The sequence below is a fragment of the Cycloclasticus sp. P1 genome (assembly GCF_000299965.1).
Taxonomy (GTDB): Bacteria; Pseudomonadota; Gammaproteobacteria; order Methylococcales; family Cycloclasticaceae; genus Cycloclasticus; species Cycloclasticus pugetii.
In genome coordinates, this window is the sequence record NC_018697.1 from 694,834 (window position 1) to 707,427 (window position 12,594).

A 12,594-nucleotide genomic window follows, 5' to 3' on the forward strand; every position below is an offset into this window, starting at 1 on the left:
TAATGAAAAAAAAATTGCATATTTGCATACATGGCGCAGGCGGTTTGGGCTCTGTAATAGGGGGGTATTTAGCTAAATCTGGGCATCAAGTAACATTAATTGGTCGGCAAGCACATGCAGATGCTATCAACCAAAAAGGCCTGCAAATGGTTGGGCGCTTAGGTGACATGTTAATTAAGGATAATTTACGTGCTGTTACCGTGCCGGATCAAGTAGAAGGCGTTATTGACTACTATATTTTATTAACCAAGGCCAAAGATGCACGGGCCGCCTTAAATGATGCCGAAGTTTTAGTTAATCAGGTTAACTGTGCGTTAACGATGCAAAATGGTGTTGGTAAAGAGGCTTTGTTGATTGAACGTTTTGGTGTTGAAAAAGTGATTGGTGGCTCAACGATTGAAGGGGGTACTTTGCTTGCGCCAGGGAAGGTTAATAATCATGTCAGCGCGCCAATAACAGCCTTTTTTGGTGAACTTAATGGCGGCACTACAGAGAGAACCGAGCTATTAGCCGAGGCTTTTAGTGGGGCAAATTTAAAAGCAGAATCTGTTGACGATATTAATCACGTTTTATGGGAAAAAGCGGTTCAGGTATCTGGCGCGTCGGCCTGGGCTGCTAGTACGTTAAGTGCAACCCCAGCGCTAGATTACGCTGATGGTATTTCAGTACGCGAAGGGGCTGAGCATTATGTAACGATTGCCAAAGAATTAATTGGTGCCTACAAAGCAATGGGATATGTTCCACAGGATTTTTATGCGCCTTTTTCTTTTCTTAAAGTATTGGATGACGCTACGTTTGAGGATGCTGTTCAAGTTTGCCTCGACTTAGGTGTGCATATGAAAACCTTGCGTAGGGGTATCCGGACATCAATGCATGAAGATGTTATTAATGGCAAATTGACAGAGGTAGATGCTTTGTTTTTACCTTTAATTGAAGCAGCAAAGGAAAATAACGTGGCAATCCCTACCTTCGTTGGTGCATATCGTGTTATTAAAACTATCGACAGCCTACGCTAGAGGTAAAAAAATTACAGGGCTTAGGTGCATTTGTTTAGTGCTTATAAGGCAAGTAGCGTGTAAGGTGTCGAGCCAACTTAAGAATTGATAGTCATGGATAAAGAAACAATAAAAGCATTACTGTATTTAAATGTTGCCAGTATTTTATGGGGAGGTAATGTTTTTTTTGGCAGTTACTTAAAAGACTTTTTAGGTCCATGGAGCATCATGAGCGTGAGAATGCTGATTGGTAGCTTTATATTTTTGTTTTTACTGCACCAAGCAGGGCATCTCAAAGGAGTGACCCGCTTACTCGGCTGGAAAGAGGTGTTTTTAATTGCATTGTCGGGAACAGTTGCCTATCAAGCAACCGTGTATTTTGGTTTGCGCTATACAACGGCCATTAATGTGGGTTTGATTAATTCGCTAGCGCCGATTGCTGTGGCTTTTGCAGCAGCGTTTTATTTAAAAGAAAAGTTGGGCCGCCAACATTGGATAGCGGCGTTTGTTTCGGTTATTGGCTTGGTATTTATTTTGAGTAAAGGGAGCATGGAGAGCCTTTATGCGTTGAGATTTAATAAGGGTGACTTATTTATTTTAGGGTCCATTTTTATTTGGGCCGTTTATAGTATTGCGGCGAAACTGGCAATGGCGAAGGTTACCCCTCTAGTAGTAACAGCCTTGGGTATTTTATTATCAACTTTCATTGTGATCCCGTTGGGGGTGTATGAAGCCAATTACCTTATTAAGCCGGTTATCAATGCTGAGGTTATTATGGCAGTTGTGTTCATAGGTATTGGTCCTACGGTGCTGTCTTTGCTGTTTTGGAATAAGGGAGTGATGATTATTGGCCCAGCTCGTGCGTCATTATTCCTTAATATGGTTCCAATTTATGTAATCGTCTTGTCGTCAATTTTATTGGACGAAGTACTGCACGATTACCAGTTAATAGGTATGGTATTAATTATTGGTGGCAGCTTATATGCCAATAGGCAAAAGGTTGTTAGTAAGAAAGACTGATATTTCTTTGTGCTGACTGGGTGATGAGTGATTATTTGAATGAAGCCGAGTTGTATTGGTGTTATCTGGTTTTGTTAAGTCGGGTTAACATACTGTAAACACATTATTGTGTAAGGCTTCTGATGAAACCTTACGGTAAAAACTTTTCAATACATGTACTTAGGTCTGCTATTTGACGAATGGGCGAGCCAATAGTCAGATAATGTTCTGTTATATGTGAGCTTTTTGCAGCCGATCAACTCTGCTTGTCGTTAAGGCGTAGAGCCATAAAATGATAACCATGGTGACCCCATAAATAGAAGGGACCATCGCCACATCGGCATTGTTGAGTAAAAAAGGGCTAATAGCAATGGTGACACCTAGCATTGCATTTTGCGCACCTACTTCAATGGAAAGCGTTTTGGTTTGGGGCCTTTCAAGTTTTGCAAATTTAGCGATACCGTAGCCCAGTAATATAGACAGGATATTCAGGCAGATAGTTAATAGACCCACTTGTACGAAGTGTTCAAACCAAGACCCACCGTTTTGCATAAAAATCCCAACAATCAGGAAAGGCAAGAAAGCACCACAGCCTCTTCGCACCCATTGTTTAGAGGCTTTCGCAAAGCGCGGCGCATATTGTAATACCAACATGCCGCAGCTGACAGGAATGACGGTAATCAACATGATTTGGCTGGCTGTTTTCAGAAGAGGTAAACTCAGCTGAATGGTTTCATCGTTAAAGTAGATCATGCTTAGGTTAAGAATAACCGGTAACGTAAAGACGGTGATTAGGCTGGAAATGCTGGTCATCGTGACAGATAGTGCTAAATCGCCTCGTGCGATCAGGGTAAACATATTAGATAACACACCACCAGGGCATAGGGTTAATAACATAATGCCAATGGCTATAGCGCCACTTAGATTTAATGTATAACACAATATAAATCCAAGCAGTGGCAACATAATTAATTGCCCTATTAAGCCTGCCAAAGCGGCCTTTGGAATGGTAAAAACTCGGCTAAAATCTTGGATAGTGAGTCCAAGGCCCATGCCAAACATCAGTAAAGTTAAGAGAATAGTAACAAGGTAGCTGATCATGATATTTTTTTTATAGTTATCTTTTATCAGTATAGTCTTATATGTAAAGCAATGCTAATCAAGCCAGTTTTTGCTCAGCGCTTGGGCTGTTAATAGGCTTGCTGATTGATTTCGCGTTGTGAAATTTTAAGGCCTTGGTGAGAGGGCTTGAAAAATATTTCGCAAGACCCCATATCTGGATTTGCAAATAAACTTGATGGATAAAAGGTAACTTTAATGAGTGAAACAATAGAAAAGAATGAAAAACAAACGCTAGGCTTTGAGGCGGAAACGAAACAAGTATTAGATTTAGTGATCCATTCGCTTTATAGCAACAAAGAGATTTTTTTACGTGAATTAGTCTCAAATGCATCAGATGCTGCAGATAAATTACGTTTTTCGGCACTGTCTAATGAAGAATTATATGAAGGTGATGGTGAGCTGAAAGTTCGTTTGTCAGTTGATAAAGAGGCGCGAACGCTAACAATTTCCGATAACGGCATTGGTATGACGGTAGAGGAAGTAAAGAAAAACATCGGCACCATTGCGCATTCAGGTACTAAAAAGTTTTTTGAGTCATTAACGGGTGATGAAGGCAAAGATAGCCAAATGATTGGCCAGTTTGGTGTCGGCTTTTACTCTGGTTTTATCGTAGCTGATAAAGTGACAGTGGTAACACGCAAAGCAGGCGAAGATAAAAGCATGGGCGTTCAATGGGAATCATCAGGTGAAGGTGAATACACTATTGAAACCGTAGAAAAAGCGGCACGAGGCACCGATGTTATTTTGCATTTGAAAGAAGGTGAAGACGAGTTTTTAGAGTCATACCGTCTACAGGCCATTATTCATAAGTTTTCTGAGCACTTGGATATTCCGATTGTGATGAAAAATGAAAACAAGGATGAAGAGAAAGAAGATGAGCCAGACGATATTACCGTTAATAGTGCTAAAGCGTTATGGACAAAAGCAAAAAATGATTTAACCGAAGAAGACTATCACGAGTTTTACAAACAAACACTTCACGATTATCAAGACCCACTTGCCTATACACATAGTAAGGTAGAAGGTAAAAATGAATATACATTGCTGTTGTATGTGCCTGCAAAAGCACCATTTGATATGTGGGATAGAGAAGCAACCAGTGGTGTAAAACTATATGTAAAGCGTACTTTTATTATGGAAGGTGGCGAATTAATGCCACGTTACTTGCGTTTTGTTAAAGGTATTATTGATTCAGACAGCCTGCCGCTTAACGTTTCGCGTGAACTACTACAGCAAAGCAAGCAGATTGATCTATTAAAAGCCGGCGCGGTTAAAAAAATATTATCGTTGATTGAAGGATTGTCTAAAAACCACCCTGAAAAATTTGATACCTTCTGGGCAGAGTTTGGCGCAGTCTTGAAAGAAGGGCCTATCGAAGATGTAAAAAATAAAGATCGGATTGCTAAATTATTACGTTTTGCTTCCACAAAAACTGAGGGTAAACAAACCGTAACCCTGGCTTCTTATATTGAAAATATGCAAGAAGGCCAAGACAAAATTTATTATCTAACGGGAAGTGCCTACTCAACTGTTAAAAATAGCCCACACCTTGAAGTGTTTAAAAAGAAAGGTATTGAGGTGCTGTTATTGACCGATCATGTTGATGAATGGTTAGTTCAGCATATGCCAGAGTTTGACGGCAAGTCTTTACAATCAGTCGCTAAGGGTGATCTTGATCTGGATTCATCAGATAAGGATGAAGCGGATAAAAAGACCGATGATAAGAAAGAAGATGAATCGCTAAACAGCGTGCTTGAGCAAATCAAAAGCACGTTAGATGGTAAGGTTAAGGATGTGCGTGTTAGTTCAAGGCTAACCGATTCACCTGCTTGTCTGGTTGCAGATGAACATGAGATGGGCGCACACATGGAGCGCATTATGAAAGCGGCAGGCCAGGACATGCCGACCAGTTTGCCAATCTTCGAAATCAATGCAGACCATGCGCTTATTCAACGCCTAAAGGATGAAGCGGATGATGAGCGCTTTGCTGACTTATCGAACTTGTTATTTGAACAAGCGTTGTTGAGTGAGGGTGGTCAGTTAGAAGACCCAGCAACATTTGTACACCGCTTAAATAAATTACTGCAATCTTTATTGTAAAAAGTAAAGTTCTTTTTCAATGCTAAAAAGAAGGCGGCCAAATGGCCGCCTTGTAAGTATGTGAGATATACCTCACAAGGGAAGGGGCTAAAATTTTAAATACAGGTTGAGTCCTGGGTTGTAGTAATTAAGACGGTTTAAGGCATTATTAAACCGATGGCCTGATTGGTAATTATTGTAGTGATAATGCTTTGGCCGGTAACTGTTATAATTATAATACTTAGGGTGGTTGTTATAGTTTGAATAACGGCGGTCGCGGTAATTATGCTGTGAATGCTTATTCGAATGTTTTTTTGCCTTCCAATGTTGCTTTGTCGAGTAGCCGTTTTGGTGTTTATTATGTGAATAGTGCTTGTTATGGTGGCTTGAAAAGCCAGTGTTACGATCGGTATGATCTGAGCGATCAGAATGTCTTCTGTCAGCTAACGTGTCCGCGCTAATTGTTAACAAAGAACAAAAAATAATAGCGGAAATAATATGTAGTGATTTCATCATCTTATCCTTAACTGCAAAAGCAGTTCTGTTAATGTGCAGTTAAAGGATAAGACTTAGTGATGAATTGAAACTGAATGCTGGCCTTGATGCAGAAAAGTTCGTTCGTTTTTTTACGGTAGTTGCACAGGCGTGCTAGGTTCCCAGTTACTATCCTTATGTTCAGCGACGACCGTGGTATAAACACCACCTCGTACATTAAACTCGGCTGAAAGGCGCATAAAACGTGGCTCACAGGCTTTAACCAAGTCTGCCAAAATGGAGTTGGTTACCGCTTCATGGAAGGCGCCTTTGTCTCGGTAAGACCAAATATAAAGTTTAAAGGATTTTAGTTCGATACAGCTTTCGTTAGGCACATACTCAAGCGTCAGTGTTGCAAAATCAGGTTGTCCCGTTTTTGGGCATAAGCAAGTGAACTCAGGGGTGTCTATGCGGATCGTGTAGTCACGCTCAGTATTTGGGTTAGGAAAGGTTTCTAAGTCGGTATTAAGTTGTGTGCTCATTAAAATATCATGGATGTTGTCTTTAAAAGCGCATTTTACATTGAATATAAAGCGAAGGGTGTTAATCGGCTTTTTTATCGGCTAAATTTACCAGTATTCTTTGTGAAAAAAGTACATTCCTGTATTGTTATTCGATGCGCTTGGAAAAAATAAAACTATCCGGTTTTAAATCATTTGTTGATCCAACGACCATTCCTTTTTCTAGTGATTTGGTCGGTATTGTTGGGCCTAATGGTTGTGGTAAATCAAATGTGATTGATGCCGTTAGGTGGGTACTTGGTGAAAGTTCAGCAAAGCATCTGCGTGGTGACCAAATGGCTGATGTGGTTTTTAACGGTTCAACAACGCGTAAACCGGTTGGCCAAGCATTTGTCGAACTTATTTTTGATAATACCGATGCCACCATAACAGGTGAATTTGCTGGCTATCAACAAATATCCTTGCGGCGACAAGTGAATCGGGAAGGGCAATCGGTATACTTTTTAAATGGCACGCGCTGTCGGCGTAAGGATATTACAGATTTATTTCTGGGTACTGGGCTCGGGCCACGTAGTTACGCAATTATTGAACAAGGTACCATTTCACGCTTGGTAGAAGCGAAACCAGATGAACTGCGTGTGTTCCTTGAAGAAGCGGCCGGCATCTCGAAATATAAAGAGCGACGTCGTGATACTGAAAATAGAATGCGCCGTACCCGAGAAAATTTGGAGCGTATCGCTGATCTTTGTGATGAAATTGAAAAGCAATGTCGTCATTTAAAGCGTCAGGCCACTACGGCCGAACGTTACAAGCTCTTAAAAGCAGAAGAGCGTCAATTTAAAGCACAGTTATTGGCATTACGTTGGCAGCGGCTTGATGAGCAAGATGAGGGGCAGCTTAAAGCCATTAAATTGCTTGAATTAAAAGTGGAGCAGACGCTAGCTGCACAGCGAGAGCTGGAAAAAAATATAGAGCAGCAACGTGAGCAGCATAGTCTGCAGCAGAAACAGCTAGGCGAAGTTCAGGCGGAGTTTTATGCGACCGGGTCAGAGATCGCCAAGGTTGAACAAGCTCTGCAGCACCAACAAAGCTTAAAAAAACAGCATGAGTCAGAATTGGAAAATGTTAGCAAATTGCTGACGCTGTCGACACAAGAGCAAGACGAAGGTGATAGAAAATTGGCAGAAACAAATGATGCCATTAAGAAAAGTGAAGCTGAACTGGTTGAGGTAAAGCAACGGTTAGAAACAGCGAATAAAACGCTAGCTGATCAAGAACAAGCAATGGCAGATTGGCAGCAATCATGGGATGAATTTACTTATCGAGTAGCCGAGCCTAAAAGAAGCATTGATGTTGAAAACGCTAAAATAGCTCAGCTTGACAGACAACTTTTGCAAGCGTCGAAACAATTATCTAAGTTTACAAACGAGCAAAAAACACTTCAGGAAGCTTTGGAACGTGTTGACTTAAGCGACCTTGAAAAACAACATGCTCTGTCCGAATCTCAGCAACAAAAGAGTCAATCGGCAGTGCAAGAGAATCGCGAAAAAATGGCTAGCATGCAGTCGTTAATTCATCAAGAAAGTGAGCTTTTAGCCGACTTGCGTGCTGAAAAGTCACGTTTAACGGCAAGGGTTGAATCAATAACTGTCTTGCAGCGCTCTAGTTTAGGTGAGCCAGATGAAACGGAAAGGCAGTGGTTAAAGGGCCTAGGCTTAGCGCAAGCACCTAAGTTAATTGAGAAAATAGACGTGGTAACTGGCTGGGAAAAAGCAATAGAAACAGTCTTGGGGGTAAGGTTACAGGCAATTTGTACTGAGGGTATGGATGCTGTCGTTGATGCTGGCATGCAATACCCAGTTGATGGCTTAACATTCTTTGATACAACGGTTAAGTCTCAACAATTACCTTGTAAAACGTCGTTAGCGAACCTGATTACCTCTGATTTACCCGCAATGGCTTTGCTGAAAAATGTTCATTTTGCTGAAACGCTGGAGCAGGCAAAAGCCTTAATGAATGAATTAAAAGAGCATGAATCAGTTATCACTAAAGAGTGTGTTTGGCTGCATGTGGATAGTATTTATTTTCAGCATAATGCGCAAAAAGATAGTGCCTTGGCGCTAGAAAAAGAGAAAAAAGAGTTAACGCAACAATTGCACGTGGTGTCGACTAATGTTTTAGATAAAGAAGGTTGGTTAATAAAGGCTCGAGACGAGGTGTCTGAGCTCGAGAAGCAAGGTATTGAGTTGCGCCAACAAGAAGGCAGTGTGGTGAGGCAAGTGTCGCAGTTGTGGATGCAGATAAATGAACAGCGTTCAAAACTGGAGATGGCGACGCAAAGGCTGGCAGAGCTAGAGGCTGATATTAATCAGCTCGTTGAGGACCAAGCGACCGATCAAGAGCGTTTAACAGAAAGCAAACGCGTATTGGAGCAGGCCATTGGTCAATCAGCACAAATAGAAACACAGCGTGCTGCATTACAAAAAGAACGTTCAGTTAAAAAAGACCTCTTAGATAGGGTAAAGCAACAAGTGCATAGTTCGCGTGAACGAGTGCATTCATTGATGTTAAAGATCGAAGCGCAACGTTCATCACAAGCGCTGATTGTTCAAAATGCTGAGAGGGTTAACGAGCGTTTGCTTCATGCAAAAGAAAAAGTGGCTGAATTGCAGGCTCAATTAACCATGAGCGATGAGCCAATAGAAGAAAAGGAAGTGACTTTGGCTAATCTACTTAAAAATCGAGTTGCTATTGAAAACCGTCTTGTAGAAGTCAGGACTACGGCTGAATCAACAGAACAAACAATTAGAAGCTTGGAAACAACGCGTCATGAATTTGAGCAACTAGTGCAACAGGCAAGGGACAACATGTCTGCCGCAAAAATAGAACATCAGGCTATCTTGGTGCGAAAACAAACCTTAATTGAGCAGCTTGAATCATCGGGCGTTGAGTTGGCTGACACATTGAATGAGATGCCCAAGGATGCAAATGAGACTCATTGGCAAGAGCAGGTGGATGCGCTTGCTGAAAAAATAAATGGTTTGGGGCTAATCAACCTGACGGCAATTGAAGAGTATGAAACACAGTCGGAAAGAAAGCAGTACTTAAATGATCAGCAGCTTGATTTGACCGAGTCGTTGAGGATATTGGAAGAAGCGATTGATAAAATTGACCGAGAAAGCAAAGCGCTTTTTAAAGAAACGTTTGACAAAGTAAATGCAGGTTTTGAAAAACGGTTCCCAAAACTATTTGGTGGTGGGCATGCGTATTTGCAGCAAACAGGCGAAGATTTGTTGGAAACCGGCGTAACGGTAATGGCGAGGCCACCGGGCAAACGTAATAGCTCAATCCATTTGTTGTCAGGTGGCGAAAAGGCACTGACGGCCGTGGCCTTAGTCTTTTCAATCTTTGATTTAAACCCATCGCCTTTTTGTATGCTAGATGAAGTGGATGCGCCATTAGATGAGGCAAATGTTGGTCGTTTTGCTGAACTGGTTAAAGAAATGTCAGATAATGTTCAAATGATTTTGATTACACATAATAAATCAACGATGGAAATGGCTCAGCAGCTAGCTGGGGTCACCATGAAAGAACCGGGCGTATCGAGATTGGTTACCGTTGATTTGGAAGAAGCCGCTAAAATGGCAACTGGTTAAACGCTAAATAAACGAATTTTTAAGGATAGAAAATGGAAGAAAACTCGTTAAGGTTAATATTGCTCTTAGTGGGTATGGTCATATTGTTGGGGATATATTTTTATGACGTGCTAGAAAAAAAGAAAGCGACCGTTCAACAAGAAGAGCTAGATGACTCGGCATTTGATGAGCGAGTGGATCCGGTGATAGGTGGTGAGCCGTCCTTTTCTGCGGTATTGGACGAACAGCAGGCCCCGACCATTCATGAGCATGTGGACGTGCCTGAAGCGCAAGAGTCAGACCCTTCACCCGTTGATCCAGTGGAGGATGTGCCTGTGGCAGAGCAGGCATTGGTCATTCAACTGGTTGTTTTGCCTCACAGTGGCGGCTCGTTATTGGGTACAGCTTTGATAGATGCGTTTACAGCCTTAGGTCTTGAGTTCGGTGATATGGGGATTTTCCATTATTACCAGCGACATGATGGTGTTGAGGCGCAACAGTTTCACGTGGCAAATATATTAGAGCCAGGCACTTTTCCTGTGGGTAATATGACTGAGTTTGAATCAACAGGGATCATATTGTTTTTTCAAGTCAGTGATGTCGCGCAACCAAGTGAAGCGTTTGAAAATATGTTGAATGTGGCGCGTGAATTAAGTCAGCGCCTAGAGGCGAGATTGGTCGATGCTGAAATGAACGAGTTGAGACCAGATAACATTATGAATATTCAGTCACAGCTTTCTAATTTATGACAATGCATGACGATGTTAAGCGACGTGTGCAGACGCTACGTGAAGAGATAAATCAACATAACCAGAATTATTATCAGTACGACGCACCAAAAATTCCTGATGCCGATTACGATGCCTTATTGCGAGAGCTTCAGTTATTAGAGGCTGAAAACCCAGAGCTAATGAGTGATGATTCGCCGACGCAGCGCGTCGGTTCAGCTCCGTTAGACTCATTTCAGCAGGTAGAGCATGCGGTGCCGATGCTGTCATTAGATAATGCCTTTGACGATGATGAGTTTGAGGCATTTGATAAGCGAGTGCGAGAGCGAGCTGACGGGTTTGAAGATATCGAATACCTTGTCGAGCCGAAATTGGATGGCTTAGCTATTTCTTTGTTGTATGCGGACGGTGTGTTAGTACGTGCTGCAACAAGAGGGGATGGTAAACGAGGCGAAGACGTTACCGAAAATGTTAAAACTATTGGTGCCATTCCACTCAGTTTAAAAGGCGATAATCTACCATTGAGGCTAGAGGTCAGGGGTGAAGTGTTTATGCCGTTGTCTGGTTTTCAGCAGCTGAATCAACAGGCATTGGCGTTAGGTGAAAAGCCTTTTGCTAATCCAAGAAATGCCGCTGCAGGTAGTTTGAGGCAGCTAGATTCAAAAATAACAGCAACCCGTCCACTGGCTTTTTATAGCTATGGTATTGGGGTGGTAGAGGGTTACGAGCTACCGCAGACACAACAGGCGCTGTTTCAGCTGTTGGCTACATGGGGTTTGCCAGTGAGTGATCAGGTGACGACAGCAAGGGGCATGCAGCAATGTCACCAAGCCTATCAAGTGTTGGCGCAAAAAAGAGCGCTATTACCTTATGAGATTGACGGGGTCGTTTATAAAGTTAACGATTTTGCCTTGCAGAAAGCCATTGGTTTTGTGTCAAGAGCGCCGCGTTGGGCAATAGCACGTAAATTTCCAGCACAAGAAAAAATGACCGAAGTAATAGGGATTGATGTGCAAGTGGGTAGAACAGGAGCCATTACGCCGGTTGCTCGATTGGCACCTGTTTTTGTTGGTGGGGTTACCGTTACGAATGTCACGTTACATAACGAAGGTGAAATGCGCAGGAAAGATGTTCGTGTGGGTGATACGGTGATTGTCAGGCGTGCCGGCGATGTGATTCCAGAAATTGTTTCTGTTGTATTGGAAAAGAGAAAGCCTGCATCGCAGCTTTTTGAAATGCCAGTGTCTTGTCCTGTGTGCGGGTCAACAGTGGAGCGCGCCGAGGGAGAGGCGATCGCACGTTGTCCAGCTGGCTTGTTTTGTCGTGCTCAAGTGAAAGAGTCGATCAAGCATTTTGCCTCACGTAAGGCGATGGATATAGATGGGTTGGGTGACAAGATTATTGAGCAATTAGTCGCTCAGGATTTAGTTAAAACGCCGGCTGATTTGTATCGATTAACTCACGAGCAGTTGTCGAGTTTGGAGCGAATGGCCGATAAGTCTGCCAGTAATATTATCGCGGCACTTGAAAAAAGCAAGGTAACGACCCTGCCGAAGTTTCTGTATGCGTTGGGTATTCGAGAAGTAGGCGAGGTGACTGCGGCAAGCTTATCGAGCTATTTTGGACAGCTGGATGTGATACAGAGTGCCACTGTTGAAGAGTTGGAGAAGGTGCCTGATGTTGGGCCTATTGTTGCACAACATATCGTGGCTTTCTTTGAGTTGGCGCATAACCGTGAGGTAATAGCGAGCTTGAAAAACTTAGGGGTTAGTTGGCCCAATGTTGAAGCAGTTCCCCAAGATGATCAGGCTTTATCAGGTAAAGTCTTTGTGTTGACCGGTACATTGTCGACGATGGGGCGTATTGAAGCGAAAGAAGCCTTGCAATTATTGGGTGCAAAAGTGACTGGAAGCGTCTCGAAAAAAACCGATTATGTTGTTGCCGGGGAGGATGCTGGTTCAAAGTTGAAAAAAGCCCAGTCGCTAGGGGTGACGGTATTATCAGAAGACGATTTAATAAAGCTAATAGCAAAGGACTGAAT

Annotated in this window: 8 protein-coding genes; 6 read left to right on the forward strand and 2 right to left on the reverse strand. The window is 42.4% G+C overall.

Annotation, left to right across the window (positions count from 1 at the left end):
- Window positions 1-2: 2 nt before the first annotated feature.
- On the forward strand, window positions 3-1,016 hold the full coding sequence (locus Q91_RS03385; protein WP_015005482.1) for a ketopantoate reductase family protein: 1,014 nt from the start codon (window positions 3-5) through the stop codon (window positions 1,014-1,016).
- A 93-nt stretch (window positions 1,017-1,109) separates the two neighbouring features.
- A complete protein-coding gene (locus Q91_RS03390) occupies window positions 1,110-2,015 on the forward strand; it encodes a DMT family transporter (RefSeq protein ID WP_015005483.1) in 906 nt (301 codons plus the stop codon).
- Between the two features lie 210 nt (window positions 2,016-2,225).
- On the opposite strand, the gene Q91_RS03395 is transcribed toward Q91_RS03390, so the two are convergent.
- Window positions 2,226-3,095, reverse strand: coding sequence for a bile acid:sodium symporter family protein (locus Q91_RS03395; protein ID WP_015005484.1), 870 nt, complete (start codon window positions 3,093-3,095; stop codon window positions 2,226-2,228).
- Window positions 3,096-3,311: 216 nt separating this feature from the next.
- Between Q91_RS03395 and htpG the strand changes: the two genes are divergently transcribed.
- Window positions 3,312-5,216 (forward strand): molecular chaperone HtpG, encoded by a 1,905-nt coding sequence (gene htpG / locus Q91_RS03400; protein WP_015005485.1) that lies wholly within the window; start codon window positions 3,312-3,314, stop codon window positions 5,214-5,216.
- Between the two features lie 605 nt (window positions 5,217-5,821).
- Here the strand turns inward: htpG and queF are convergent.
- Entirely contained in the window at window positions 5,822-6,211 is a 390-nt protein-coding gene (gene queF, locus Q91_RS03410) for a preQ(1) synthase (protein ID WP_015005487.1), read from the reverse strand.
- A gap of 134 nt (window positions 6,212-6,345) precedes the next feature.
- Here queF and smc point away from each other — a divergent pair, with 134 nt between their 5' ends.
- Genes smc through ligA form a run of 3 tightly spaced genes read left to right on the forward strand, consistent with a single transcriptional unit; the run spans window position 6,346 to window position 12,592 of the window.
- Window positions 6,346-9,846, forward strand: a complete 3,501-nt coding sequence (gene smc, locus Q91_RS03415; RefSeq protein ID WP_015005488.1) for a chromosome segregation protein SMC — start codon at window positions 6,346-6,348, stop codon at window positions 9,844-9,846.
- A 32-nt stretch (window positions 9,847-9,878) separates the two neighbouring features.
- Entirely contained in the window at window positions 9,879-10,574 is a 696-nt protein-coding gene (locus Q91_RS03420; RefSeq protein WP_015005489.1) for a cell division protein ZipA C-terminal FtsZ-binding domain-containing protein, read from the forward strand.
- The gene (gene ligA / locus Q91_RS03425) at window positions 10,571-12,592 is read left to right on the forward strand and encodes an NAD-dependent DNA ligase LigA (protein WP_015005490.1); all 2,022 of its coding nucleotides are present in this window, start codon (window positions 10,571-10,573) and stop codon (window positions 12,590-12,592) included. The genes Q91_RS03420 and ligA overlap by 4 nt, the downstream gene beginning before the upstream one ends.
- The last annotated feature ends 2 nt before the right edge of the window (window positions 12,593-12,594 follow it).

What these genes read in the sequence shown, in the direction of transcription:
- Q91_RS03385 (WP_015005482.1), top strand. Translation starts at nt 3, where the DNA reads ATGAAAAAAAAATTGCATATTTGCATACATGGCGCAGGCGGTTTGGGC.
- Q91_RS03390 (WP_015005483.1), top strand. Translation starts at nt 1,110, where the DNA reads ATGGATAAAGAAACAATAAAAGCATTACTGTATTTAAATGTTGCCAGT.
- Q91_RS03395 (WP_015005484.1), bottom strand. Translation starts at nt 3,095, where the DNA reads ATGATCAGCTACCTTGTTACTATTCTCTTAACTTTACTGATGTTTGGC.
- htpG (WP_015005485.1), top strand. Translation starts at nt 3,312, where the DNA reads ATGAGTGAAACAATAGAAAAGAATGAAAAACAAACGCTAGGCTTTGAG.
- queF (WP_015005487.1), bottom strand. Translation starts at nt 6,211, where the DNA reads ATGAGCACACAACTTAATACCGACTTAGAAACCTTTCCTAACCCAAAT.
- smc (WP_015005488.1), top strand. Translation starts at nt 6,346, where the DNA reads ATGCGCTTGGAAAAAATAAAACTATCCGGTTTTAAATCATTTGTTGAT.
- Q91_RS03420 (WP_015005489.1), top strand. Translation starts at nt 9,879, where the DNA reads ATGGAAGAAAACTCGTTAAGGTTAATATTGCTCTTAGTGGGTATGGTC.
- ligA (WP_015005490.1), top strand. Translation starts at nt 10,571, where the DNA reads ATGACAATGCATGACGATGTTAAGCGACGTGTGCAGACGCTACGTGAA.